The organism is Amycolatopsis sp. CA-128772 (genome assembly GCF_002904295.1).
In the GTDB taxonomy this organism is placed as follows: Bacteria; Actinomycetota; Actinomycetes; order Mycobacteriales; family Pseudonocardiaceae; genus Amycolatopsis.
Map to the genome: position 1 here is coordinate 89,325 of NZ_PPHG01000040.1, position 23,890 is coordinate 113,214.

The window sequence follows — 23,890 nt, forward strand, 5'->3', positions numbered from 1 at the left end:
CTGACCCCACGGCCGCCGTCGTCCGGCCTACGGTGGCGGAGTGATGTCCTTGAGCCACGACCGCCTGGCCGGCGCCCTCGTGACCGAAGCGGTCCGGTTCGGGACGGCGATCGCGGGCGCCGACCCGGAGGTGCGCGTCCCGACCTGTCCCGAGTGGACACTGCGTGACCTGGCCTGGCACGTCGGCCTGGCGTACCACAAGTCGGCCGTGATCATCGCGAGCCGGCCCACGGGATACGTGCCGTTCGAGGCCGTCACGGTCGACGACCCGCCCGCGTTCGCGGCGCTCGGCGGCTGGCTCCTCGACGGCGCGGAGCGGCTCGTCGCCGCGGTGGCCGAGGTCGGTCCCGAAACCCCGACGTCCACTTGGACCCCCGATCGCCGCGCCGGGTTCTGGACCCGGCGGCTGACCCACGAGACCGTCGTCCACCGCGCGGACGCCGCCTTCGCGACCGGCACGCCGTTCGACGTCGACGCCGACCTCGCCGCGGACGGCATTTCCGAAGGCCTGGGCCTGGTCGCCGTGTTCTCGCGACGGCCGCTCCCGGCGCTGGACCGGACGGCCCTGCAGGGAACTGGTCAGACACTGTTCTTCCACGCCACTGAACGGCAACTCGGCTGGCTGGTCCGGCGGACGCCGTCGGGCGTCGAGGTGAGTGAAGGAACCGGTGGAGCCGACGTCGTCGTCGAGGGCCGCGCCGCCGACTTGCTGCTCGCACTGACCGGGCGCCTCGGCGCGGACGACCCCCGGCTCACCGTTTCCGGTGACGCGGAACTGTTCCGCCACTGGCGGGAACACACGCGCTTCTGACGGTCCGGCGACACCCGGCCGAGCTGTGTAAGGTTCCTGTCATGAGTGACCTCCCGACCGGCGACCGGCCCGGCTACCTGATCAAACGCGCCCAGCAAGCGCTGAACCAGACCTGCACCGACCGGCTGCGGCCCTTGGGCCTGTCGATGTCGCAGTACGCGGTGCTGCGGGCCCTCGACGATCACCCCGGCGCGTCGTCGGCCGAACTGGCCCGGATCACTTTCGTCACGCGGCAGTCGCTGCGGGACGTCCTGAGCGGCCTGCGGACGGCCGGCCTGGTCACCGTCGCCGAGCAGGCACCGACCGGCCGCGCCCGGCCGGTGACACTGACCCCGTCGGGTCACGCCCAGTTGAAGGCCGCCGAGGACCTGGTCGCCCGGGTCGAAGAGGACATGCTCGACACCCTGTCGGCCGACCAGCGGCGCCGCCTGACCGACCTGCTGCACACCTGCGTCGGCAACCTGACTTGACCGAACCCGTATAGTCGGTTCCGACTAATAGGGAGCGACTAGTGCCGCGCAAGATCCGCAACACGCTGGCCCTGGCCCTGCTCGGCCTGCTGCTGGAACGCCCGATGCACCCGTACGAAATGGCGTCCACACTGCGCGAGCGCTACAAGGGCTCGACGTTCAAGATCAACCCGGGTTCGCTCTACGACACCGTCGAGGCGCTGGCGAAACACCGCTGGATCGAGCCCGTCGAGACGGTCCGCGAAGGCAACCGGCCGGAACGGACCGTCTACGCGCACACGGAACTCGGCCGCCAGGAGTTCGTCGCCTGGCTCGACGAGCTGGTCCGCGAACCGGTCGCGGAGTACCCGAAGTTCGTCGCGGCGGTGAGCTACCTCGGCGCGCTCGGCCCGGACCGCGCCGCCGACGCCCTGGAGGAACGCGCCCGCCACCTCGCCGAACGCATCGGCGGCGCGGACACCGCGCTGGCCGAAACCGTCGGCCAGGGCGCACCGCGGCTGTTCATGATCGAGGTCGAGTTCGTCCGGCACGCCTGGCAGGCGGAACTCGACTGGGCCCGCCGCACGGCCGCCGAAATCCGGTCCGGCTCCCTGCTCTGGCCCGACCACTTCTGAGGGGAAGACCTGTGCCCGATCTCGAAACCGGCGTCCTCGTCGCCGGCGCCGGCCCCGCCGGCCTGCTGCTCGCCGCGGAACTCGCGCTGGCCGGCGTCCGCACCACGATCGTCGAACGCCTGCCGGAACGCCCGCCGTACTGCCGCGGCTTCAACCTCAACGCGCGATCGCTGGACCTGCTGGCCCGGCGCGGCCTGGCCGAATCCCTGGTGGCGGAGGGCCACCGGGTGCCGCACGCGCCGGTGACCGGACTGCCGGGCCCGCTGCTGCTCGACGGCACGGCCACGGACCACCCGTTCTCGCTGGGCATCCCGCAGACCCGTGTCGAGGAGGTCCTGGAGGCGCGGGCGCTCGAACTGGGCGTCGAAATCCTGCGCGGGCACGAGCTGCGCTCGTTCACCCAGACCGCGGACGACGTCACCACGGTGGTCCACAACGGACAGTTCGGCCGGACGATCCGGTCCCGGTTCCTCGCAGGCTGCGACGGCGGCCGCAGCACGGTCCGCAAGCAGGCGGGCATCGGCTTCCCCGGGGTCGACGCGCGCTGGTACGCGCTGCTCGGCGACGTCGAATGCGAGCTGCCGTACGGACCTGCGGTGGGACCGGACGGGCGGAGCCTGTTCGTGATCCCGCGGCCCGGGTACGTCCGGATCGTCGTCCGGGAGGACGACCCGCCGTCGGACAAGGACACCCCCGTGACACTGGAGCGGCTGCAGGCGCAAGTGGACGCGGTACTGGGCCGGCACGTCGAGTTGCGCGCACCCCGCTGGCTGAGCCGCTTCGGCGACGCGGCCCGGCTGGCCTCGCGGTATCGCGAAGGCCGGGTACTGCTGGCGGGCGACGCGGCCCACATCCACCCGCCGGCGGGGGCGATCGGGGTGAACGTGGCGCTCGACGACGCGTTCAACCTGGGCTGGAAACTGGCGGCAACTGTCCAAGGGACGGCTCCGGAAGGTCTCCTGGACAGTTACCACGCCGAGCGGCACGCGGCGGGTGGGCGGATCCTGGCGAACACGCGGGCCCAGGTCGCCCTGGAGGAAGCCGGCGAGCAACCGTGGGCGGACCTGATGCGGCGGGTGGCGGCGCACCCGGCGGGGAACCGCGCACTGGCGGAGATCATCACGGGCCTGGACGCGTGTTACGAGCCGGGCGGCCATCCGTGGCTGGGGCGGCTGGCGCCGGACGTGCCGCTGCTGATGTCCGGATCAGAGACACACCTGGCGGCCCTGCTGCGGGCCGGGCGGCCGGTGCTGGTGGATCTGACCGCGTCGGAGGCGTTCGCCGTGTGGTCGGCCGGGGTGGAGGTGGTGGCCGCGTCTTCGTCCACATTGGACATGGACGCGGTGCTGCTGCGACCGGACGGGCACGTCGCCTGGGTCGGCACGCCGGGCTCGGGTGACGCGGGGCTGGCGGAGGCCGTGCACCGGTGGGTGGGGAAGGTGCCGGCGGCCACCTGAGCGACGGGGTCAGCGCGGGCGGTCCAGGACCGCCCGCTGCTCCACCCGGCCGTCCAGCACGAACCGGCTGTGCGGCGTGAACCCGAGTTTCTCCGCCACCCGTGCCGACGGCTTGTTGACCGGTTCGTACACCGCCATCAGGCGGTCCGCCCAGCCCGCCTCGAACGCGTGGTCACGCACTGCCGTCGTGGCTTCGGTGGCGTAGCCGCGGCCCCAGCCCGAAGGCGCTGTCCACCAGCCCATCTCCACCGCCGGCAGGCCGAGGCCCGACTCCGCCGCGCTGCGCCGGACCAGGGACACCACGCCGTCGAACGAACCCGGGGCCGCCGACAGCGCGAACCAGCCGAAGCCGTGCTCGGCCCAGTGGGCGAGCGTCGCCTGGTGCTTGGCCTGCGTGTACTCGCGGCTCCACGGCTCGCCGGTGCCCACGTACCGGACCGTTTCGGGCAGCTGGGCCAACGCGAACAAGCCGTCGAAGAAGTCCTCGGACCACGCGTGCAGCGTGAGCCGTTCCGTGGTGATCCGCACCGCGGCCAGTCTAGTGTTCGCCCAGCAGCACGGCGATGCCGTCGAGCTGGCGCCGCAGGCCGAACTCGAACGCCTCGTCGAGGTCGACGTCCTCGACGCCGGTCAGCACTTCCGCCAGCACCGGGTAGCGGCCCGAGCCGAGGTACCGGTGCAGCAGCGCCATGTCGGCCGCCAGGCGCTGGTCGCCCGTGATGCCGGTGTCCTGCTCGGCCTGGACCTCGAACGCGTTGCTCACCGCCAAGCCGCCGACCCAGCCGTTGAGCGTCATGACCACCTGCAGCTTCACCCGCCGCTTCAGGCCCGTGCCGGCCAGTGCGCGCAACGACCAGTCGAGCAGCCGCAGGCCCGCCGCCAGCACCGGCGGCCGGACCAGGGAGTTGAGCAGGATCGGCGCCAGCCACGGGTGACGCCGGTACGCCCGCCACTGCGCGCGGGCGGCCAGGTCGAGGCGGGGCCGCCATTCCGCCGGGCCGGGTGCCGGCAGTTCCGCCTCGCCGAGCGCCACGTCGGCCATCAGCCGGAGCAGCTCCTCCTTGTCCGGCACGTGCCGGTACAGCGCCATCGGGCCGACGTCCAGCTCGGCGGCGAGCCGCCGCATCGACACCGCGGCCAGACCGTCGGCGTCGGCGAGCGCGATGGCCGCGCGGACCAGGCCGTCCCGGCCCAGCGGCGGCTTCGCCGGGGTGCGGTCGGCGACGACCGTGCCGCTGCCCGGCACCGCGCGCACCCAGCCCTGCTCGCCCAGCGCGGCCAGTGCCTTCGCCGCGGTCGCCATCGCGACGCCCCACTCGCGGACCAGTGCCCGGGTCGACGGGACGCGGTCGCCGGGCCGCAGCTCGCCCGCGGTGATCCGGCGGCGCAGGTCCGCCGCGATCCGCAGGTAGGGCGCCTCGGTCACGCACTCCCCGATCCGTACTAGAACAGTTGCCGATCAGTGGTAGAACAGTTTCAGGGTACTCCCCCATTACTGCACGGGATTGTTGTCGTTCAGTTGCCGCGCTCAATACGGTTTCGATACACCGTACGAAACTAGGGGGCAACATGACGACAACTGAACGGCAACTGTCCGCGGTCCGCCCCGCGGCGCCGTGGTGGCGGCGCCCGTGGGTCTTCCCGCTGGGCCTGCTCGTCACGGCCTTCCTGGTGTTCTCGCTCCCGCCGTACCTCGGGCTCGACCCGGCGCGGTCGCGGATCCCGGCCCCGACCGGCTGGTACTACCCCGTGCTGGTCACCCACATCGGCCTCGCGACCATCGCCATGGTGACGTGCGCGCTGCAGATCTGGCCGTGGCTGCGGCAGAAGCACCCGGCCGTACACCGCCGCACCGGGCGGGTGTACGTCTTCGCCGGCGCGATCCCCGCGTCGATCGCCGGGTTCGTGATCGCTCTCGCGGCGCCGTTCGGGCCGGTCGGGGCCGTGTCCAACGTCCTGCTGGCGACCCTCTGGTTCGGCTGCACCGTGCAGGGTTACCGGATGGCGCGGGCGCGCCGGTTCGGCGACCACCGGCGCTGGATGGTCCGCAGCTTCGCGCTGTGCATGTCGATCATCAGCAACCGGATCTGGGGCATCGTCTGGGCGATCGTGCTGGCGCCGCAACTGGACACCACCTTCGGCGGCAGTGAACTGGCACTGGGCCAGGCCATCGCCGGCATCACGACGTGGACCGGCTGGGTACTGCCACTGCTGGCCGCCGAGTGGTGGCTCGGGCGCCGGCCCCGCCGCCGCAACGCACCGTCACCGGCGTAGCCCGTTCGGCCGATGGTCCACACCACAGTAAATGGTCTATACCAATGGAGACCGCAGTTCCCGCCGCCGCGTTCGTCGTCGTGGAGGTTCCCATGCGTCTCCGTTCCCTGCTGGCCGTCCTGGCCGGCGCCACCCTGCTGAGCACCGGGTTCGCCGCCCCCGCGGGCGCCGCGGCCGGCTCGCCGATCCCGGTCGGGCCCTACGTCGACATGGGGGCCTGGCCGACGCCCAGCCTGTCGGCGATGTCGGCCGCGAGCGGCGTCAAGGGGTTCACGCTCGCATTCGTCAACTCCTACGGCTGCAAGGCGAGCTGGTTCGGCGCCTACGACCCGCGCACGGCGTGGCAGAAGGAGGAGATCGCCAAGATCCGCAACGCGGGCGGCGACGTCAAGATCTCCTTCGGCGGCGCGTCCGGCATCGAGCTGGCGCAGGCGTGCAGCACGTCCGCGCAGGTCGCGGCCGAGTACGACGCCGTGGTCAAGGCGTACGGCCTCAAGTACGCCGACTTCGACATCGAGGGCGCGGCCGTCGCGGACCCGGCGTCGATCGCGCGCCGGTCCCAGGCCCTGAAGACACTGCAGAACAACAATCCGGGACTGAAGATTTCCCTGACCCTGCCGGTGCTGCCGAACGGCCTCACCGCGGACGGGCTCAACGTCGTCAAGGCCGCGAAGGACGCCGGGGTCGATCTGGACCTGGTGAACGTGATGGCGATGGATTACTACCAGGGCGCCGGCGACCAGGGCGCGAAGGCGATCTCGGCGGCCAAGGCCACTCAAGTGCAACTGAAGGCGCTGTACGGCCTGAGTGACGCGGCGGCGTGGAAGAAGGTCGGCGTCACGCCGATGATCGGCGTCAACGACTCGCAGAACGAGATCTTCTACCAGAAGGACGCGAAGGCGCTGGTGGCCTTCGCGAAGACCGTCCACCTGGGGATGCTGTCGCTCTGGGAGCAGGGCCGGGACGCGAACGCGTGCACCGGGGCGCTCTACCGGTGCACCAACGTGCCGCAGGCGCCGTACGAGTTCGCGAAGATCTTCGCCGGGTACACGGGCTGAGTCACCAGCGGGCGGCGTCCGCGAGCAGTGCGTCACGCACGGCCGCGGGCCCCGCCCGGCACGGCTCGGTCCTGCTGACCACGAACAGCGTGTTGATCGGCGGTTCCGCCGGCTCCAGCAACGCGACCAGTTGCCCCGACGCCAGTTCCGCCGCGCACAAGTACCGCGGCAACACGCTCACGCCGCATGCCGCCAGCACGCAGGCCAGCACCGCGCGCAGGTCCGGGACCACCACCGCCGGGCGGGCCGGCGGACGGGCGCCGAGGACGCTGCGCCAGTAGCGGCGGATGATCGGGAGGTCCTCCGCATACGCCACCAGCCGGGCCGTCCGGGGGTCGCCGGTGAAGCCGCGGGGGCCGACCAGGACGAACTCCTCGTCCGTCAGCGGCGTCGCCGTGAAGCCGCGGCCGCGGGGCCGGATCGTCGAGACGACCAGGTCGAACCGGCGCTGGGCCAAGCCGGCCAGGAGGTCGTCGGCCAGGCCGAACGTCACCCGCAGCTCCAGCCCGCCGCCGACCAGGTCCGCCAGGGCCGGCAGGACTCGCGCGGCCGTCAGCTCGGCCGGCCCGGCCAGGTGCACCGGGGACGCGAACGGGTCCGGCCGCCCGGCGGTGACGTCCGCCAGGGCGTCGATGTGCGGGGCGATCCTGGCCGCCAACTCGTCGGCCACTGAGGTCGGTGTCACGCCGCGGGCGCGGCGGACGAACAGTTGCTGCCCCAGTTGCTCCTCCAGGGCCCTGACTTGCGCGGTCACCGTCGGCTGGGACAGGCCCAGCCCCGGTGCCGCGCCCGTCAGTGACCCCGCGCGGTGGACCGCCAGGAACGTGCGCAGCAGGTCGAGGTCCAGCTCAGTCCTCGACCAGCTCGATCGAGTCGACCACGTTCGGGTAGAACGCGACGTGGTCCTTGATCGGCGCGACCGCGTCGTACGGGTTCTCGTACGTCCAGACCGCGTTCTCGCCCTTCACCTCGCCCGCGTTCAGCGAGTAGTAGCTCGCCTCGCCCTTGTACGGGCAGTACGTCTCGTGGTCGGTCCGCTCCAGCACGCCCGCGTCGACGTCCGCCAGCGGGATGTACTGGACCGCCGGGTAGGTCGATTCCTGCAGGGTGAACGCGTTGCGGCTGTCGGCGACCACGCGGCCGCCCGCCTTGACCACCACGCGCGCCTTGGTCGGCTCGACGGTGATCGGGTGGTCCGGGCCCGGCTGCAGAACCTTCTTCGCCATGTCAGCTCCCTAAGAGTCCTGTGTACAGGGAGCAGCACGCCGGGCCCGGCGGATATTCCGCGATCAGGGCAGGTAGTACATCGGGTTCGGCAGCTTGACCGGGTGCAGCGCGTAGCCGCCTTCGAGGTCGCTGAACTGGTCACCCAGGTTGAGCACGATTTTCGCGCCGGTCGCCTCGATGTGCGCCCGCGTGCCCGACTTGTACTGGACGGTGTTGCAGGTCAGGCCGCACGGGAGGTAGTCGGGGGCGGCCGTCTTCGGCTTGAAGAACGCGCCGGCCGGGGCCGGGAAGCCCTCGTTGGCCAGGTTCTTCAGCGACTGCGGCCCCTGGAACTCGTTGCGGCCGGTCAGGAAGTAAACCTTGACGCCGTGCTGCGCCGCCCAGCTGGCCAGCTCCAGCACCGGCTTGTTGGCGACGAACGTGCCGTTGTCGATGGCCTGCTGCTGCTTGACCGGGTCGAAGCCGAAGTCGTTGTCGGCTTCCCAGCCGTAGGTGATCTCGGACGTGTCGTCGACGTCCAGCACGATCGCCGGGTTCTTCACCCGGCCCAGCGACTGCTGGAGGAAGCGCTTCGCGTCCGAGACGACCCGGCCGGTGTCCTTCACGAACCGGCTCGTGTCGGAGTAGTGATGCTTGCCCGCGGCGTCGACGTAGTCGCCGTAGTACGCCTTGACGTCGAGCTTGACCTGGCCGATGTTGGCCGGCTCCTTCGCGCGGGCGGCCGTCGATTCGTTTGAGCCGGCCAGCGCAGTGGCGCCCGAAGCGACCGTCGCGCCGATGGCCGCGGCGGCGGCGAGCTTGACGAGACCTGACCATTTTCCGGACACGGCGACCCTCCAGTGACGACTTGGCGACCCGGGGAACCTACGTCACGTTCACCCGGAGTTCCACCCCTCGAACGTTCCCGTTCACTTTCCGGCGCGACACAGAAAGGCAACTGGTGACCGCCCGATCCGCGTCAGCACCACCGACGCTTCCGCGTCACCACGGGGTTTCAGCCGCCGCCGTAGCGCGTCCGGGTCGACGTCCAGGCCGCGGACCAGGATTTCCAGGCGCCCGACGTCGTGTCGCTTGAGGACGGCCTTCAGTGCCTTTTCACTGTAGGGTCCCTGCTCCAGCACGCGAAAGGCGCGCACGCCGGGCGGCGGAGTGTCACCGGTCAGGTACGCGATGCGTTCATCCAGTTGCCACAACCCGTGCCGCGCCGCGTAGTGCCGGACCAGTCCCGCGCGCACGACGGCGCCGTCGGGGTCGACGATCCACGCCCCCGGCTCCCGCACCGGCAGTTCGTCCGGTTCCGCATCAGTGACCGTCCACTGTGTCCCGTCCGAATGCAGCACGGTCGCCCGCCGGGTGACGCCGGTGCCGAGGCCGCGCCACAGGCAGGACTCGCGGACCTGGCCGTCCAAGGACACCAGCTCGACCTCCTCGGCCCACGGCGTCAGCGCGAAGTCGAGACCGGGCGCGCACTTGACGGCCAGCGGACGCCCGGGGTACGCCTCGACCAGGCCGTCCAGCGGCGGCGCGAAGTCGGCGGGTTTCCACGCCCGGCGCCCGGCGGAGTCGCGCCGCGCCGGATCGGCCACGACGACCCCGGACCGGCTCACCGGCCGCAGCGCGTCGGCGCGCAGGAGCCCGAACGCGGCCCCCGCGGCCACCCCGTTGTGCCGGGCCATCTCCAGCCGCACCGGGTCCACATCGGACCCGAGGGCGTACCGCGCCACCCGGGCGATTTCGACGAGGTCCGCGCCCACCGAGCAGGTGACGTCGTGGACGTCGAGCCCGGCCAGGCGGGCGGCCCGGTGCCGCGCCACGATCGACGCGCTCGCCTGCTGGAGCGCGTCGGAGGTGAACAGCCAGTCCACCCCGGACAGTTTGCCGACGGCTTTCCGCCGCAGCAGCACGGTTTCCAGGACGGCGGCCGCGTGCTCCGCACCGACCAGACGGCGCACCTGGGCGACCGCCGCGATCCGGTCGGTCAGCGGCAACGCCGAGACCTCGGTGAGCGCCGCCACCCCCGCGCCGGAACGCAGGTAGGCGACGTCGCCGAGGCTGAACGAGTAACCCAATTCAGGACGGCCGCTTGGTCCCGGTGATCATCACGTTGTAGAACAGTTCCCGCGGCAGGATCTTGGCCAGCACCTTCTTGTCCACGGCGGACAGCCGCAGCCACAGGTGGTAGGCGAACAGCCGCCAGCGCACGGTGAGCTTCTCGGCGGGCACCGCGGCTTCGAACGTCCGGATCGGCCAGCCGGCCAGGGCCGCGGCGAACTCCTCGGTGACCGCGCGCACGTCCTGGGCGCCGGCCCCGCGCGCCCACGACTCCAGCTCCGACGGGTCGAAGGTGTGGATGTCGACCACGGCTTCCAGCGCCGCGGCGCGCGACGACTCGTCCAGTTCGGACTGCGGACGCCGCCAGCCGCGCAGCGCCGGCAGCTTCGTCACGCGGGTCGTCAGGAACCAGGTGAACTGGCCGAGCTTGCGGGCGTAGAAGTCGCCGACCTTGGTCGGCTCGCCGGCGAAGACGAACCGGCCGCCCGGCTTGAGCACGCGCAGCACCTCGCGGAACGCCGCCTGGACGTCCGGGATGTGGTGCAGCACCGCGTGCCCGACCACCAGGTCGAACGTGTTGTCGTCGTACGGGATGCGCTCGGCGTCGGCGACCCGGCCGTCGACGTCGAGGCCGAGCTTCTCGGCGTTGCGCAGCGCGACCTGGACCATGCCGGGCGAGAGGTCGGTGACCGAACCCTTCTTGGCGACGCCGCCCTGCATCAGGTTCAGCAGGAAGAAGCCGGTGCCGCTGCCCAGCTCCATCGCGTGCTGGTAGGGCTGGCCGTCCTCGCCCGCGACGGCGTTGAACACATCGGTGGCGTAGGAGATGCAGCGCTCGTCGTACGAGATCGACCACTTCTCGTCGTAGGTGCCGGCTTCCCAGTCGTGGTAGAGCACGTTCGCCAGCTTGGGGTCGGCGTACGCGGCCTGGACCTCTTCGGCGGTGGCGTGCGGGTTCGGCGCCGGGTCGTTCACGTCGGTCAAGGCGTCATTTCCCTTCGAAAGTGGCCTTGCCGGGCCCGTTTTCGATGAACGACTTCATGCCGTTCTGCTGGTCCTCGGTCGCCCACAGCGCGGCGAACAGGTGTGATTCGAGCTTGAGCGCGTTCGGGAGGTCCATGTCGAGGCCGCCGTCGATGGCCGCCTTGGCCGCGCGCAGCGCCACGGCCGGGCCGTTGGCGAACTGGGCCGCCCACTTGTGCGCGGCCGCGTAGACGTCGTCCGGGGCGACGACCTGGTCGACGATCCCCAGCCGCAGCGCCTCTTCGGCCTTGACGAACCGTCCGGTGTAGACGATGTCCTTGGTCTTGCTCGGCCCGATCAGCCGGGCCAGGCGCTGGGTGCCGCCGGCGCCGGGGATGACGCCGAGCTGGATCTCCGGCTGGCCGACCTTGACGTTGTCGCCGGCGACGCGCCAGTCCGCGGTCAGCGCCAGTTCGAGGCCGCCGCCGAGGGCGTAGCCGGTGATGGCCGCGACGACCGGCTTCGGGATGTTCGCGATGGCCGCGAGGGTGCCGGTGAGGTTCGCGCCGAACTTGGCGATCTCCGGGTAGGTGCGGGTGGCCATCTCCTTGATGTCCGCGCCGCCCGCGAAGGTCTTCTCGCCGCCGTAGAGGATCACCGCGCGAACGTCGTCACGCTCGGTCGCTTCCTTCGCCAGCTCGGCAAGCTCGGCGGTGACCTGGGCGTTCAGGGCGTTGACCGGCGGCCGGTCGAGCCGGATGGTGCCGACCCCGTCCTTGACCTCCAGGGTTACGAACTCTCCCACGCCCATCCTCCTCGTTGACGAACGGCCAACAACGGCACTTTCACGTGAAAGTGCCGTTCTTGACGGCCTGCCAGCACCCTACCGGCCGGTAAGGGACAGCTTAGCGACGGCGGGCGAAGAAGCGATCCCCGGAACGCTCGAGCACGAGGTCCTGGTCGAACGTCTTCGACAGGTTTTCGCTGGTGATGACGTCGTCGACCAGGCCGGCGACCACCGCGTGGCCGTCACGCAACAGCAGGGCGTGGGTGAACCCCGGCGGGATCTCCTCCACGTGGTGGGTGACCAGGACGATGGCCGGCGCGTCCGGGTCCATCGCCAGGTCGGACAGCCGCGCGACCAGGTCCTCGCGGCCGCCCAGGTCGAGGCCCGCGGCGGGCTCGTCGAGCAGCAGCATCTCCGGGTCGGTCATCAGCGACCGGGCGATCAGCGCCCGCTTGCGCTCGCCCTCGGACAGCGTGCCGAAGGTGCGCTCGGCCAGGTTGCCGATGCCCATCGCTTCGAGCAGCTCGGTCGCGCGGGCGGTGTCGAGGGTGTCGTATTGCTCACGCCACCGGCCGAGCACCGCGTAGCCGGCGCTGACCACGACGTCCTTGACCAGCTCGTCACCCGGCACGCGCTGGGCGATGGCCGCCGAGGTGAAGCCGATGCGCGGGCGGAGATCGAAGATGTTGACCCGGCCGATGCGCTCGCCGAGCAGGTCGACCTCGCCGGTGGTCGGGTGCAGTTCGGCCGCGGCGAGGCGCAGCAGGGTGGTCTTGCCCGCCCCGTTCGGGCCGAGCACCACCCAGCGCTCGTCCAGTTCCACGGTCCAGTCGAGGCCGGCGAGGAGGTCGTTGGTCCCCCGGCGGACGCCGACACCGGCCATCCGGACCACGAGGTCGTCAAGTTCGCTGGGCTGGATCGGCTCGCTCACGAGCCCCATTCTGTCTTCCGTCGCGCGCGCGTGCGCACCCGCCCGGGTGAGACGGCGAACCGGCAGGTCGGGAAGTGTCCACGACGTGGAACGCCGCACCGCGGGAGAGCAGCCGCGGGCGTCGCTGTGGCAGGATCGCGGGCATGTCAGCCGACGCGCCCGCCACCGGGATCACCCGGGGTTCGTTCTGGCGCCGTCGCACCATCGACCTGCTCCTCGTCGCTTCGGCCGGGTGTACGCGGGCGCGGCTCCGCTGACCTTTCGCGCCCCCGGGCGCGTGCGGTGCCGTGCTGCCCCCGTGTCCCGAACCCTTCGCGTCCGAGGAGCACCCGCGTTGACCACTTCCCTGGTTCGCCCGTCCGTCGAGATCCACCCGCAGCTGACCGACCCGCTGCTGCCCGAGCTGCTGCACCCGTCGCGGCTGCTGTGGACACCGCGTGAGCTGGCCGACCTGACCGCCACCGTCACCACCGAGCTGACCGCGGGCCTGCGCGGCATCCTGCGGTTCGACGAGGACCGCCGCTGGTGGGCACGGCTGGCGCTGACCGACGGCGTCGAGCTGTGGCTGCTGTCGTGGCTGCCCGGCCAGCACACGAAGCCGCACGACCACGGCGGCGCGTCCGGTTCGTTCACCGTCCTGCAGGGTGAACTCGGCGAGGAGTACCGCTACCCGGGCGGCCCGATCCGGCGCCGCACGCACGTCGCCGGCCAGGGCCTCGGCTTCGGCGCGGGCCGCGCCCACCAGATCACCGGCCTGGGCGACCAGCCCGCGGCGAGCGTCCACGCGTATTCGCCGCCGCTGGTGGCGACGCGGGAGTACGCCACGCTGGCCGACGTTCCGGCGGAAATCCCGCCGCTGCCCGCTATCGTCCGATCATGAGCGCTGTCGAATCCCTGCTCGAGAAGGCCCGCTCCGGGCTGGACCGGGTGACCCCCGTCCGGGCCCGCGAACTGCAGGAGGCGGGGGCACTGGTGGTCGACATCCGGCCGCTGGCGAACCGCTCGGCGGAGGGCGAGATCCCGGGCGCGGTGGTCGTCGAGCGGATCCACCTGGAGTGGCGGCTGGCGCCGGACAGCGAGTGGCGGCTGCCGTCGGTGTCGCCCGAGGCGACGGTGATCGTGGTGTGCAACGAGGGTTATTCGTCGAGCCTGGCGGCGGCCGACCTGCAGCGGCTCGGGCTGCCGCACGCGACCGACCTCGACGGCGGCTTCCGCGCGTGGGCTGCCGCCGGCCTGCCCGTGCAGGCCGGCGGCAGCCCGGCGGTGCCTTAGCAGCCCCCGTTTTCCACGCTACCGGGGAGGACCGACAGTTCTCAGCCGGCCAGCGCCGGGGCGATGTGCTTGGTGAACAGGTCGATGCCGGAACGGTCGTACGCGGCCTCGGGGAAGTTGAGGATCGCGTAGGACATGCCGCGTTCGCCGAGCGCCTTGAGGTGCTCGGCGACCTTGTCGGGCGTGCCGACCGCCGGGCCGCTCGCGAAGGTGGCGATCGCGCGCTCGGCCTGCTCCGCCGGGACGTACTTCTCGTAGTGGGCCTTCAGCCAGGCCACCTTCTCCCGGACGTCCTTGTCGGTCTCGCCGAGGACGACGCCGAGGTTGCCCGAGCGGACGATCGCGTCGAAGTCGGTGCCGACGTCCTTGCAGTGCGCGGCCAGGATCTCCGACTTGCGCGTGAACATCTCCGGCTCGGGGTAGAAGTTCGTGTACTGCGCGTACTTCGCGGCGATCCGGAGCGTCTTCTTCTCGCCGCCGCCGGCGATCCACAGCGGGATCCCGCCGTCCTGCAGCGGAAGGGGCCGCAGGATCGCCCCGTCGGTCTGGTAGTGCTTGCCGTCCAAGGTGGACGTTCCGGTGGTCCAGAGGTCCCGCATGATGCGGACGCCCTCGTCGAGCTGGCCGAGCCGCTCGCCGGCGGACGGGAAGCCGTAGCCGTAGGCCCGCCACTCGTGCTCGTACCACCCGGCGCCGATGCCCATCTCGACCCGGCCACCGGAGATGATCTCGGCGGTGGCGGCGACCTTCGCCAGGTAGGCGGGGTTGCGGTACCCCATGCAGGTGCACATCTGCCCGAGCCGGATGCTCTCGGTCGCGGCGGCGAACGCCGAGATCAGCGACCACGCCTCGTGCGTGGCCTCCTCGGTGGGCACGGGCACGGTGTGGAAGTGGTCGTAGACCCAGATCGATTCGAAGGGGCCGGCCTCCGCGTGTTTCGCGAGGCCGAGCATGGTCTGCCAGTGGTCCGCGGGGTCGATGCCGGCCAGGTCGAGCCGCCAGCCCTGCGGGACGAACATTCCGAAGCGCATACCTCCGAACTTAGCTTTGCTCAGGGCTGCGCGCGCCGCCATTTCGAGTAGTCCGGGTCAGCCGCGGGCGAAGTGGTCGAGCACCGCGTCGCAAAGATCCTGCAGGTGGCCGCGGTAGGCGACGCGGTCGACGTCGCCGAGCCGGGGATCTCCGGGTTCCTCCGGCTCGGGAGCCACACCGCCGCCGCGGGCCGGCGGTGCCGGTGGCGGCAGCGGGGGCCCGGCCGGGGCCGCCGCCTCGGCGTGTTCGGGCAGCACCGGCCGCAGTTCGGCGAGCCGGGCGGCCGCCTCCCGGCAGGCCGCTTCCGCCACGCCCGCCGCCTCGACCCGTTGGAGCTCCAGCCGGGCCAAGCCGTCCGACAGCGGCTCGTGCCGACGCCGTTCGCCCAGCTCCCACAGGGTTTCGGCGTAGCCGTCCAGCGCCCGGGACGCGAGGTGGTGGGCGTCAGCGGCCGAGCTCAGCTGCTTCGCCAGGCGGGCACGCGCGTCGGTGAACGCGTCGTGCGCAGCTCCCGTCCAGCCTTCCGGGAGCAGCAGCCGCGCCTCGGTGTCGAGCTCGTCGAACACCCGCGCCAGCGCCCCGAGCCGGGCGGCCTCGCCCCGCAGCAGGTTGACGGTGCCGGGATCCCAGGTCACGTCGGCCGCCCGCTCAGCCGAGGCCGGCCGGGCCGGACGGCTCCGGTGCCCCGATCAGGCCGACCGCGCCGAGGGCGTCGGCGTCCCGGCCGGCATACAGGCGCGCAGCCCGCTCGAGCCGCGCACCGAGCTCGCGCGCCTCCCCCAGCAGGAGCGCGGCCGCGCGCGCCGAAGCGTCCTGGAGGTCGTCCAGGGCGCGGCCGAGCAGCACGTCACCGGCGTGCTCGGCCTTGGCCGCGTAGCGCAGCTCGGGGCAGGCCGCGGACTCGGCGGCCAGGGCACCGAACCGGTGACCGGCGGCCCGCAGCAGCACGGGATCGGCTTCGAAGCCGTTCATCGGGGAACCGTCCTTCGTGGTCAGTCCGGGAAGCCGCGAACCAGTTCGGCGATCAGCGACCGCGGGATCGAGAACGCGCGCTCGGCGCCGGTCCCCCGGCTGCGGCTGGGGTTGAGGAGCAGGCCGCAGGCCGCGCGGTCGGCCACCGCGGCGAGTTCGCGTCCGGTACCGGTCACCGACAGCGGCCACTGGCACCCGGCGCTCTCGCGGTACTCGTCCAGCGCACCCTGGTCGCCGAAGGCGCACAGCCAGACTCCGCGCGCACCGAGGTCGGCGACCACGGGCGCGTGACCGGCGTCGGCCGGTGCGCACCAGAACCGGTCCAGGAACCACCGGACCACGCCGGCCGAATCGAGGTGGAACCCCTCGATCGGGCTGCTCGGGACGGTCCGGGCGGGACCGGCCGCGAACCGGCCCTCGGCTTCCCGGACGTCCGGCTCGCCGAGCGGCCGCCGGCGGCTCCGGAGGCTGACGAACAGCTCGTCCCGGAACGGCTTGAGGTCCCGCTGGAAGCTGCGAGCCGAACGGCCGAGCAGGTTCTCCAGGCGAGCGGCCAGGTTCCGGTCGAGCGGCAGCGGCTCCACGTTGTAGGCCACGTGCACGAGCCGCTCCAGCTTCGGTTCCGGCTCGACCATCGACCGGAGCACTTCCATCAGGCGCAGGTAGACGACGGCGCAGACCCGCTGCGCCGGATCGGCGTCCCCGATGCCCCAGAATTCCCGGAGTTCGGGACCGAGCGCCTCGCGCAGGCCGGAAACCCGGACACCCGCGTTTTTGTGCAGCTTGCCCACCGCATTCTCGACGCGCACGCGGGCTCGGGGATCAATTCCCTCAGCCGGCCGGTCCTGCCCGGTCATCGCCCTCCCCCGCCTCCACAATGGAGCAGCATCATAAAGGATTCGTGATCCGGAAAGGCAAGCCCTTTACCCGCGCGTGTCACCTGCAGGAACTCGCCACTACCTGGGTTTTTGCCAGGTTTTGGCCAGATTCGCGACACTTTCTCGCCCACACTTCGCCGCGAAGTCGACAAATCTATTTTCCGGTTCACCACACCGTACAGTCGTCCTTGACCTGTTTGTGGCGAAACCGCAGATCAGCGCACTGCGAATGGATCAACGCCCGTACGTTGGTTCCGACGGCCCGTTCCCGACCGGCCGTCCGGCATTCCGGGAGGACCACAGTGGAATTGATCTTGATTGCGGTTTTGGCCTTCCTGGTCGGCAGCCTGGCGACGGCGCGCGCCACGGCGTGGCCGGCGCGGCCCAGGGAGGTCGAAGCCGGCCGCGTCGCCGAGCTCGAAGCCCGGCTGCAGGCCGTCGAGCACGCCTGGCGCACCGGCCGGCCGGTGCTGCCCCCGCCGCCGCCCGGACGGCGGCCGTGGTGAGCTCAGGCCAGCACGACCCGCGCCAGCTCCGCCGGGGTGGCCAGCAGGCCGTGCTTCGGCAGGACGCGGACCGTGTAGCCGATCGAGCCCGGGCGGGGCAGCTTCACCCGGGCCGCGAACGCGCCGATGCCGTCGCCCGTCATCGGGACCGTCACCGTGTCGTGCAGCTCGTCGTCGTCGCCGACCCGGCCGACCACCGCCTGGATGTCCACTTCGGACGGGTCGAGGGCCGCCAGGTCGATCCGGGCGCGGATCGTCACCTCCGTGCCGACCACCAGCGGCTCGGTCGCCTCGACCAGCAGCTCCGAGTCGAAGATGCGGACCCGCGGCCACGACACCTCGAGCTTCGTGCGGTAGTCCGCCAGCGACAGCGCGCCGCGGTAGCCGTCGCCCGTGGCCGCCGCCACCGTGCGAGACGCGGGAAGGTAGCCGTTGTCGACGTACTCGCGGACCATGCGGGACGCCTGGACCCGCGGGCCGAGCGTCTCCAGCGTGTGCCACACCATCGACAGCCAGCCCGTGGGGACGCCGCCGTCCGAGCGGTCGTAGAACAGCGGCGCGATCTGCTGGCCCAGCAGCTCGTACAGCGCCGCGGCCTCCAGGTCGTCACGGCGGAGGGGGTCCGTGACGCCGTCCGCCGTCGGGATCGCCCAGCCGTTGCTGCCGTCGTAGCACTCGTCCCACCAGCCGTCGCGGATCGACAGGTTGAGCCCGCCGTTCAGCGCCGACTTCATCCCCGACGTCCCGCACGCCTCCAGGGGCCGCACCGGGTTGTTCAGCCAGACGTCGCAGCCGCGGTAGAGGTAGCGGGCCATCGACATGTCGTAGTCGGGCAGGAAGACGATCCGGTGCCGGACGTCCGCGCCGTCGACGAACCGGACGATCTGCTGGATCAGCTGCTTGCCGTTCTCGTCGGCCGGGTGCGACTTGCCCGCCACGACCACCTGGATCGGCCGGTCCTCGTGCAGCAGCAGCGTCCGCAGCCGCTCGGGGTCGCGCAGCATCAGCGTCAGCCGCTTGTACGTCGGGACGCGGCGGGCGAACCCGACGGTCAGCACGTCCGGGTCGAAGACCGAGTCCACCCAGCCCAGCTCCAGCGGCGACGCACCGCGCTGCAGCCACGCCGCGCGCACCCGGCGCCGGACCTCGAACACGAGTTTTTCGCGCAGCTCGCGCCGCAGTTCCCACAGCTGCGCGTCGGACACGCCGTCGCGCAGCGGGCCCTCGCCGACGTCGAGGCCCCACTCGCGCCCGAGCAGCGTGCTCAGCTCGCGCGCCACCCACGTCGGGCCGTGGACGCCGTTGGTCACCGACGAGATCGGCACCTCGGCGTGGTCGAACCCGGGCCACAGCCGGGAGAACATCTTCCGGGTGACACGTCCGTGCAGCTGGGACACCCCGTTGGCGCGCTGCGCCAGCCGCAGGCCCATGTGGGCCATGTTGAACAGCCCGGGGTTGTCCTCGGCGCCCAGCGCGAGCACGCGGCGCGGGTCGATGTCCGGCACCAGCCTGCCGTCGTTGAAGTAGCGCTGCACCAGGTCCACCGGGAACCGGTCGATGCCCGCGCTGACCGGGGTGTGCGTGGTGAACAGCGTCCCGGCGCGGACCGCGGGCATGGCCTCGTCGAACGCGAGGCCGTCGGCCTGGACGATCTCGCGGGCGCGCTCCAGACCGAGGAAGCCCGCGTGTCCCTCGTTCGTGTGAAACACCATCGGCTGCGGGTGCCCGGTCAGCTCGCAGTACTTCCGCACCGCGCGGAACCCGCCGATGCCGGCCAGGATCTCCTGCCGCAGCCGGTGGTCGGCGTCGCCGCCGTAGAGCCGGTCGGTGACGCCGCGCAGGTCCTCGTCGTTGGCCTCGGTGTCGGTGTCGAGCAGCAGGAGCGGCACCCGGCCGACGCGGGCCTGCCAGATCTGCGCGCACAGCTCGCGCCCGCCCGGCATCGCCACGCCGATCAGCACCGGCCGCCCGCCGGCCGTCAGCAGCTCCAGGGGGAAGGCGTTCGGGTCGATCACCGGGTAGTGCTCGACCTGCCAGCCGTCCAGCGACAGCGACTGCCGGAAGTAACCGTTGCGGTAGAGCAGCCCGGCGCCGACCATCGGCACGCCCAGGTCGGACGCGGCCTTGAGGTGGTCGCCGGCCAGCACGCCGAGGCCGCCGGAGTAGTTCGGCAGCGCTTCGGTGACCCCGAACTCCATCGAGAAGTAGGCGACCGCGGCCGGCAGGTCGTCGTCTTCGCGGCGCTGGTACCAGCGCGGTTCGGACAGGTACTTCTCCAGGTCTTCGGCCGCGGCGCGGGCGCGCGCGAGGAAGTCGTCGTCGACGGCGAGCTCGTCGAGCCGGGCCGGCGGCAGCGCGGTGAGCATCCGCAGCGGGTCGCGCACGGCGTTGAACAGCTCGGCGTCCATCGACGCGAACAGGTCCCGGGTCGGCGGGTGCCACGTCCAGCGCAGGTTGGTGGCCAGCGCACCCAGGCCGGCGAGGGAGTCCGGGAGGCTGGCGCGGACGGTGAACCGGCGGACTGCACGCATGGGAAGCGACGATATCGGGCCGCGGGCCGACCTGCGCAGGAGGACTTCGGGGATAACGTGCACGCGCCGCGAATGCCCTGGGTAGGGTCCTGGCCGTCGGGTACCGGGTGGGCACGAGAGCGAGTTGGACAGATGATCCCAGGGGGAGGACGGCGCGCGCTGGTCGCGTTGCTCGCCGTCGCGGCGGTGGCCGTGAGCGGGTGCAACGACAAGGGCGGCGCGAGCGGGGACCCGGCCAAGGACACCGGGGCGGGCTCGGTCTCCGGGCTGCCGGTGACGCACTTCGAGAGCGGCCTCAAGCCGGACGCGCCGTCGCCGGACCTCGACGTCCGCAACGCCGACGGCGGCGAGGACGACAAGCTCGCCACCGCCGCGATCGCCGACGTCCAGACGTACTGGGGCGAGATGCTCCAGGCGAACTTCGGGCAGCAGTTCGAGCCGGTGAAGTCGCTGCTGTCCTACGACGCGCAGACCGACACCGAGAAGACCGGCTGCGGCAGCGTGAAGAAGCTCGTGAACGCGTTCTACTGCCCGGTCGACGACTCGGTGGCGTGGGACCGCGGCGTGCTGCTGCCGATGCTGCGCCAGCGGTTCGGCCCGATGTCGGTGGTCGTGGTGCTCGCGCACGAGTTCGGCCACGCCGTCCAGTACCGGCTCGGCGACAAGGCGGGGATCGCCAAGAACACCCCGACCGTGGTCAAGGAGCAGCAGGCCGACTGCTTCGCCGGCGGCTACTTCCGCTGGGTCGCCGAGGACAAGAGCAAGTTCTACCGGGTGTCGACGTCCGAGGGCCTGAACCAGGTGATGGCGTCGATGTTCCTGATCCGCGACCAGGCCGGCACCAGCGCCGCCGACAAGGGCGCGCACGGCACGGCGTTCGACCGCACCTACGCGTTCCAGGCCGGGTTCGAGAAGGGCCCGAAGGAGTGCGCGGCGATGACGACCGAGAACGTCAACGCCCGGCTGACCGAGCGCCCGTTCGACAAGGGTGACAAGGGCAAGGGCGACGCCAAGTTCAACGCCCAGGCCGTCGAGCTGCTGAAGAAGAGCCTCGACGAGGCGTTCAAGGGCGCCGGGGTGGCCGCGCCGGAGATCACCGACGGCGGCAGCTGCCAGACCACGCCGCCGGCGTCGTACTGCCCGGACGACAACACGGTCAGCATCGACCTGGCGAAGCTCGCGCAGCTGGCCCAGCCGATCGACCGCGAGGCCGAGATGAAGGGCGAGGACCCGGGCGGCATGGGCGACTTCGCGGCGTTCTCGGAGGTGGCGTCGCGGTACGCGCTGGGCATCCAGAAGGGGGCCGGGGCGTCGATCGACAACGCGAACGCGGGCCTGCGCACGGCCTGCCTGGTGGGCGCGTGGGCGGCGTTCACCAACCGGCCGGGCGACCTGCGGCTGTCGGCCGGTGACCTCGACGAGGCCATCGCGGACCTGCTGCAGCCGGAGAGCCTGGTGTCGGCGGACGTGAACGGGAAGCGGCCGGACAGCGGTTTCGACCGGGTCGAGTCGCTGCGGAAGGGTTACCTCGAGGGCTCGTCGGTCTGCTCGAAGCAGTACGCCTGAGACACGCGAACAGGCCCCCACCGCGGTGGGGGCCTGTTTCGTGCGTTCTCAGAAGAGGGCGCTCGCGAGGTCGCGGCGGGCCTTCATGACCCGGTCATCGGCCGGGTCGAACAGGTCGAACAGGGCCACCAGGTGCTCGCGGACCTTGTTGCGGTCCTCGCCCGCGGTGCGGCGGACGGTGTCGATCAGGCGCTTGAACCCGGCCTCGACCTCGTTCGCCGCGATTTCCAGGTCGGCCGCGTCGAGCTGGGCCGCCAGGTCGGCGGGGTCGGCGTCGGCCTTGGCGACGGCGTCCGGGTCGGCGCTTTCGGCGCGGGCGGTGAACTTGACCTGGGCCAGGGCGTTCTTGGCCAGCTCGTTGGCCGGTTCGACGTCGAGGATGCGCTCGTACGCGGCCTGCGCCGCGGCGAAGTCGCCCCGCTCGAATGCCTCTTCCGCCTCGGTGAAGCGCGGGTCCTCCGGCTCCTCGACCGGGCCGCCGGCCGCCTCGGCGTCGCGGATGCCCGGCAGCTTGTCGCGCAGGGCGTCCAGGAGCGAGCTGATCCACTTGCGGATCTCGGGCTCGGGCAGGGCGCCGGAGAAGGCGTCGACGGGCTGGCCGCCGGCGATGGCGACGATCGTCGGGATGGACTGCGCACCGAACAGCTGCGCGATCCGCGGGTTGGCGTCGACGTCGACCTTCGCGACGACCCACGCGCCCCCGGACTCGGCGGCCAGCCGCTCGAGGACCGGGGACAGCTGCTTGCACGGGCCGCACCACTCGGCCCACAGGTCGACGACCACGAGCTGACGCAGGGACCGCTCCACGACCTCGGCCTGGAAGGTGGCCTCGGTGACATCGATCACGGCCTCGCCCTCGCCGCCGGGCCGCGGCGGCCCGTCGCCGGCCGGCCGGGCGGGCGGGGCCGTCGGCCGTTGCGCCGCATCGGCACGGGCCTTGAGCGCGGACAGGTCGACCGCGCCGGAAAGGGCGGCGGACAGGGCCGCTGACTTCGCTGCAGATCCGCGTGGTTGTGTCACGGTTCCATCCTGGCACGCGCACCGGAGGAGTTTCACCGGGTGCCCGGCCTGTCCAGGGTCTGACACGTTCCGCGGCCGGCGGGACCGGCCGCACGGTGGGTTTCCCCACCCGACCGGCCCGTCCGCTTGGCAGGAGGGCACCGCTGGGGCAGGCTCGGCGGGTGCACATCCGGCGTGACGTGAAGGTGGGCCTGTCGATCGCGGCCGCCGTCGTGTGGGTGGGTGCCGTGACGCTGCTCATCGTGCACGAGCCCGATCCCGGCGCCGCCACCCCGGGCGAGCTGCGCGAGCGGCTCGCGTCCGCGCTCTCCGGCCACGACGCCGACGCCTTCGCCGACCTGCTCGACTACCCCGGCTCGGGCGGTGGGGACTTCGCGAAGGACTACGTCTCGGTGCTGGCCGATCACGGCGTCCACGATGTGCGGGTCGACCTGGGGCCGGACGCGGCCGCACCCACCCGGGCGACGGTGTCCGGTGAGCTGAACGACGGACGGCCGTTCAGCTACCCGCTCACCGTGACCAGCGAAGACGGCCGCTGGACCGTGGCCTTCACCCCGCCGCTGCCCTAGGTGTGATGTCCAGGGAGGTTGGTTAGCCGGGTGACCGGCGGCTTGCCGCCGGTTGAGCTGTGGGGTCGGTGATGATTGTAGAAGTGCAGCCAGCTCGGTAACGCCGCCCGCCGCAGTGTCTCCGTCGGGTAGAAGCAGGCGTAGGCCCACCCGTCGGCCAGAGTCCGGTGGAACCGTTCGATCTTGCCATTGGTCTGCGGCCGGTAAGGCCGGGTCCGTTTCGGGCTGATGCCCAGCTCGGCGCACGTGTCCCGCCAAGCATGGGAGCGGTAGGCCGAGCCGTTGTCCGATAACACGCGCTCGACGGTGACGCCCAGGTCGGCGAACCAGGACACCGCCCGGCGCAGGACCGCCGTGGCGGTGGCGGCGGTTTCGTCGGCGTGGATCTCGGCGTAGGCGACGCGGGAGTGGTCGTCGATGACGGTGTGCACGAACGCGGTCCCGGTGCGGGGCTTGTAGTCCGCGCCGCGGGGCAGCCCCAGAGTGGCTCGCTTGTTGACCTCGCCCTATTGCCGGCCGACGTAGCGGTGCCCGCCGCCGTCGGGGATGTTGCCGAACTTGGTGACATCGACGTGCAGCAGCGACCCGGGGTGGTCGTGTTCGTAGCGGCGCAGCGGTTCGCCGGTGACCCGGTCGATACGGGACAGGCGGTTGATCCGGCAGCGCACCAGGACCACGTGCACGGTGGATGCGGGCAGGCCGAGCCGGCCGGCGATCTGGACCGGGCCCAGCCGCTGCCGCCACCGCAGCTTCACGATCGCCCGGACCACCGGCCCGGGTGTGCGGGCCGGGCTGTGGTGGGGCCGGCTGCTGCGATCAGCCATCCCGGCTGCGCCCTCGTCGCGGTAGCGCTTGGCCCACTTCGCCGCGGTCTTTGCGGCGACCATGAATATCTTCGCT

Annotated in this window: 26 protein-coding genes and 2 pseudogenes; 11 read left to right on the forward strand and 17 right to left on the reverse strand. The window is 71.9% G+C overall.

Translation table 11 applies throughout. The features are described from left to right. Positions 1 to 43 precede the first annotated feature (43 nt). Genes C2L59_RS16520 through C2L59_RS16535 form a run of 4 tightly spaced genes read left to right on the forward strand, consistent with a single transcriptional unit; the run spans position 44 to position 3,352 of the window. Complete coding sequence (locus tag C2L59_RS16520; protein WP_233223523.1) at positions 44 to 811, forward strand: maleylpyruvate isomerase family mycothiol-dependent enzyme; 768 nt, start codon at positions 44 to 46, stop codon at positions 809 to 811. A 41-nt stretch (positions 812 to 852) separates the two neighbouring features. After that, complete coding sequence (locus tag C2L59_RS16525; RefSeq protein WP_103350392.1) at positions 853 to 1,281, forward strand: MarR family winged helix-turn-helix transcriptional regulator; 429 nt, start codon at positions 853 to 855, stop codon at positions 1,279 to 1,281. A gap of 41 nt (positions 1,282 to 1,322) precedes the next feature. Then, the gene (locus C2L59_RS16530; protein WP_103350393.1) at positions 1,323 to 1,895 is read left to right on the forward strand and encodes a PadR family transcriptional regulator; all 573 of its coding nucleotides are present in this window, start codon (positions 1,323 to 1,325) and stop codon (positions 1,893 to 1,895) included. An 11-nt stretch (positions 1,896 to 1,906) separates the two neighbouring features. After that, the gene (locus C2L59_RS16535) at positions 1,907 to 3,352 is read left to right on the forward strand and encodes an FAD-dependent monooxygenase (RefSeq protein WP_103350394.1); all 1,446 of its coding nucleotides are present in this window, start codon (positions 1,907 to 1,909) and stop codon (positions 3,350 to 3,352) included. Between the two features lie 9 nt (positions 3,353 to 3,361). On the opposite strand, the gene C2L59_RS16540 is transcribed toward C2L59_RS16535, so the two are convergent. Both C2L59_RS16540 and C2L59_RS16545 read right to left on the reverse strand, forming a co-directional pair. After that, positions 3,362 to 3,880: a GNAT family N-acetyltransferase gene (locus C2L59_RS16540; RefSeq protein ID WP_103350395.1), complete on the reverse strand. Its 519-nt coding sequence runs from the start codon at positions 3,878 to 3,880 to the stop codon at positions 3,362 to 3,364. Between the two features lie 10 nt (positions 3,881 to 3,890). Then, positions 3,891 to 4,778, reverse strand: coding sequence for a TetR/AcrR family transcriptional regulator C-terminal domain-containing protein (locus C2L59_RS16545; RefSeq protein ID WP_103350396.1), 888 nt, complete (start codon positions 4,776 to 4,778; stop codon positions 3,891 to 3,893). A 143-nt stretch (positions 4,779 to 4,921) separates the two neighbouring features. Between C2L59_RS16545 and C2L59_RS16550 the strand changes: the two genes are divergently transcribed. Beyond that, positions 4,922 to 5,626, forward strand: coding sequence for a DUF2306 domain-containing protein (locus C2L59_RS16550; RefSeq protein ID WP_103350397.1), 705 nt, complete (start codon positions 4,922 to 4,924; stop codon positions 5,624 to 5,626). A gap of 92 nt (positions 5,627 to 5,718) precedes the next feature. After that, entirely contained in the window at positions 5,719 to 6,684 is a 966-nt protein-coding gene (locus C2L59_RS16555) for a chitinase (RefSeq protein ID WP_103350423.1), read from the forward strand. 1 nt (position 6,685) lies between these two features. Here C2L59_RS16555 and C2L59_RS16560 read toward each other — a convergent pair whose 3' ends face one another. The 8 genes and pseudogenes from C2L59_RS16560 to C2L59_RS16590 all read right to left on the reverse strand — a co-directional run bounded on the left by C2L59_RS16560 (position 6,686) and on the right by C2L59_RS16590 (position 12,653). Next, positions 6,686 to 7,354 (reverse strand): substrate-binding domain-containing protein, encoded by a 669-nt coding sequence (locus C2L59_RS16560; protein ID WP_370444745.1) that lies wholly within the window; start codon positions 7,352 to 7,354, stop codon positions 6,686 to 6,688. Positions 7,355 to 7,366: 12 nt separating this feature from the next. Then, a pseudogene (locus tag C2L59_RS50370) lies at positions 7,367 to 7,531 on the reverse strand (LysR family transcriptional regulator); the annotation flags it as partial. A gap of 1 nt (position 7,532) precedes the next feature. After that, positions 7,533 to 7,910 (reverse strand): DUF427 domain-containing protein, encoded by a 378-nt coding sequence (locus C2L59_RS16565; protein WP_103350399.1) that lies wholly within the window; start codon positions 7,908 to 7,910, stop codon positions 7,533 to 7,535. 63 nt (positions 7,911 to 7,973) lie between these two features. After that, positions 7,974 to 8,738: an HAD family acid phosphatase gene (locus tag C2L59_RS16570; protein ID WP_103350400.1), complete on the reverse strand. Its 765-nt coding sequence runs from the start codon at positions 8,736 to 8,738 to the stop codon at positions 7,974 to 7,976. Positions 8,739 to 8,819: 81 nt separating this feature from the next. Next, positions 8,820 to 9,980, reverse strand: a complete 1,161-nt coding sequence (locus tag C2L59_RS16575; RefSeq protein WP_103350401.1) for an SAM-dependent methyltransferase — start codon at positions 9,978 to 9,980, stop codon at positions 8,820 to 8,822. 1 nt (position 9,981) lies between these two features. After that, on the reverse strand, positions 9,982 to 10,947 hold the full coding sequence (locus C2L59_RS16580; RefSeq protein ID WP_103350402.1) for a class I SAM-dependent methyltransferase: 966 nt from the start codon (positions 10,945 to 10,947) through the stop codon (positions 9,982 to 9,984). A gap of 4 nt (positions 10,948 to 10,951) precedes the next feature. Next, the gene (locus tag C2L59_RS16585) at positions 10,952 to 11,731 is read right to left on the reverse strand and encodes an enoyl-CoA hydratase/isomerase family protein (protein ID WP_103350424.1); all 780 of its coding nucleotides are present in this window, start codon (positions 11,729 to 11,731) and stop codon (positions 10,952 to 10,954) included. Between the two features lie 100 nt (positions 11,732 to 11,831). Further along, complete coding sequence (locus tag C2L59_RS16590; RefSeq protein WP_199199106.1) at positions 11,832 to 12,653, reverse strand: ABC transporter ATP-binding protein; 822 nt, start codon at positions 12,651 to 12,653, stop codon at positions 11,832 to 11,834. A gap of 325 nt (positions 12,654 to 12,978) precedes the next feature. Between C2L59_RS16590 and C2L59_RS16595 the strand changes: the two genes are divergently transcribed. Further along, positions 12,979 to 13,524, forward strand: coding sequence for a cysteine dioxygenase family protein (locus tag C2L59_RS16595; RefSeq protein WP_103350403.1), 546 nt, complete (start codon positions 12,979 to 12,981; stop codon positions 13,522 to 13,524). Then, on the forward strand, positions 13,521 to 13,916 hold the full coding sequence (locus C2L59_RS16600; RefSeq protein WP_103350404.1) for a rhodanese-like domain-containing protein: 396 nt from the start codon (positions 13,521 to 13,523) through the stop codon (positions 13,914 to 13,916). Before C2L59_RS16595 ends, C2L59_RS16600 begins: the two co-directional genes overlap by 4 nt. Positions 13,917 to 13,957: 41 nt before the next feature. Here C2L59_RS16600 and C2L59_RS16605 read toward each other — a convergent pair whose 3' ends face one another. From C2L59_RS16605 to C2L59_RS16620, 4 genes are read right to left on the reverse strand one after another with little or no spacing between them, the layout of a single operon-like run. Beyond that, on the reverse strand, positions 13,958 to 14,947 hold the full coding sequence (locus C2L59_RS16605; RefSeq protein WP_103350405.1) for an LLM class F420-dependent oxidoreductase: 990 nt from the start codon (positions 14,945 to 14,947) through the stop codon (positions 13,958 to 13,960). Positions 14,948 to 15,004: 57 nt separating this feature from the next. Further along, complete coding sequence (locus C2L59_RS16610; protein WP_103350406.1) at positions 15,005 to 15,583, reverse strand: putative T7SS-secreted protein; 579 nt, start codon at positions 15,581 to 15,583, stop codon at positions 15,005 to 15,007. A gap of 13 nt (positions 15,584 to 15,596) precedes the next feature. Beyond that, entirely contained in the window at positions 15,597 to 15,920 is a 324-nt protein-coding gene (locus C2L59_RS16615; protein ID WP_103350407.1) for a hypothetical protein, read from the reverse strand. 20 nt (positions 15,921 to 15,940) lie between these two features. Then, entirely contained in the window at positions 15,941 to 16,729 is a 789-nt protein-coding gene (locus C2L59_RS16620) for a hypothetical protein (RefSeq protein WP_103350408.1), read from the reverse strand. A gap of 383 nt (positions 16,730 to 17,112) precedes the next feature. On the opposite strand from C2L59_RS16620, the gene C2L59_RS16625 reads away from it, so the two are divergent. Then, the gene (locus C2L59_RS16625; protein WP_233223524.1) at positions 17,113 to 17,304 is read left to right on the forward strand and encodes a hypothetical protein; all 192 of its coding nucleotides are present in this window, start codon (positions 17,113 to 17,115) and stop codon (positions 17,302 to 17,304) included. Between the two features lie 2 nt (positions 17,305 to 17,306). Here C2L59_RS16625 and glgP read toward each other — a convergent pair whose 3' ends face one another. Beyond that, positions 17,307 to 19,835: an alpha-glucan family phosphorylase gene (glgP, locus tag C2L59_RS16630; protein WP_103350410.1), complete on the reverse strand. Its 2,529-nt coding sequence runs from the start codon at positions 19,833 to 19,835 to the stop codon at positions 17,307 to 17,309. 132 nt (positions 19,836 to 19,967) lie between these two features. On the opposite strand from glgP, the gene C2L59_RS16635 reads away from it, so the two are divergent. After that, a complete protein-coding gene (locus tag C2L59_RS16635; RefSeq protein ID WP_103350411.1) occupies positions 19,968 to 21,401 on the forward strand; it encodes a neutral zinc metallopeptidase in 1,434 nt (477 codons plus the stop codon). 48 nt (positions 21,402 to 21,449) lie between these two features. Here C2L59_RS16635 and C2L59_RS16640 read toward each other — a convergent pair whose 3' ends face one another. Next, a complete protein-coding gene (locus tag C2L59_RS16640; protein ID WP_103350412.1) occupies positions 21,450 to 22,421 on the reverse strand; it encodes a tetratricopeptide repeat protein in 972 nt (323 codons plus the stop codon). A gap of 161 nt (positions 22,422 to 22,582) precedes the next feature. On the opposite strand from C2L59_RS16640, the gene C2L59_RS16645 reads away from it, so the two are divergent. Next, positions 22,583 to 22,990: a hypothetical protein gene (locus C2L59_RS16645; RefSeq protein ID WP_103350413.1), complete on the forward strand. Its 408-nt coding sequence runs from the start codon at positions 22,583 to 22,585 to the stop codon at positions 22,988 to 22,990. On the opposite strand, the pseudogene C2L59_RS16650 reads toward C2L59_RS16645, so the two are convergent. Then, a pseudogene (locus C2L59_RS16650) lies at positions 22,987 to 23,890 on the reverse strand (IS481 family transposase); the annotation flags it as partial. The gene C2L59_RS16645 and the pseudogene C2L59_RS16650 sit on opposite strands and share 4 nt — an antisense overlap.

Bases quoted from the DNA above. Each gene is read 5' to 3' on its own strand.
- C2L59_RS16520 (WP_233223523.1), top strand. From the start codon at position 44: ATGTCCTTGAGCCACGACCGCCTGGCCGGCGCCCTCGTGACCGAAGCG.
- C2L59_RS16565 (WP_103350399.1), bottom strand. From the start codon at position 7,910: ATGGCGAAGAAGGTTCTGCAGCCGGGCCCGGACCACCCGATCACCGTC.
- C2L59_RS16615 (WP_103350407.1), bottom strand. From the start codon at position 15,920: ATGAACGGCTTCGAAGCCGATCCCGTGCTGCTGCGGGCCGCCGGTCAC.
- C2L59_RS16635 (WP_103350411.1), top strand. From the start codon at position 19,968: ATGATCCCAGGGGGAGGACGGCGCGCGCTGGTCGCGTTGCTCGCCGTC.
- C2L59_RS16550 (WP_103350397.1), top strand. From the start codon at position 4,922: ATGACGACAACTGAACGGCAACTGTCCGCGGTCCGCCCCGCGGCGCCG.
- C2L59_RS16525 (WP_103350392.1), top strand. From the start codon at position 853: ATGAGTGACCTCCCGACCGGCGACCGGCCCGGCTACCTGATCAAACGC.
- C2L59_RS16590 (WP_199199106.1), bottom strand. From the start codon at position 12,653: ATGGGGCTCGTGAGCGAGCCGATCCAGCCCAGCGAACTTGACGACCTC.
- C2L59_RS16555 (WP_103350423.1), top strand. From the start codon at position 5,719: ATGCGTCTCCGTTCCCTGCTGGCCGTCCTGGCCGGCGCCACCCTGCTG.
- C2L59_RS16600 (WP_103350404.1), top strand. From the start codon at position 13,521: ATGAGCGCTGTCGAATCCCTGCTCGAGAAGGCCCGCTCCGGGCTGGAC.
- glgP (WP_103350410.1), bottom strand. From the start codon at position 19,835: ATGCGTGCAGTCCGCCGGTTCACCGTCCGCGCCAGCCTCCCGGACTCC.
- C2L59_RS16605 (WP_103350405.1), bottom strand. From the start codon at position 14,947: ATGCGCTTCGGAATGTTCGTCCCGCAGGGCTGGCGGCTCGACCTGGCC.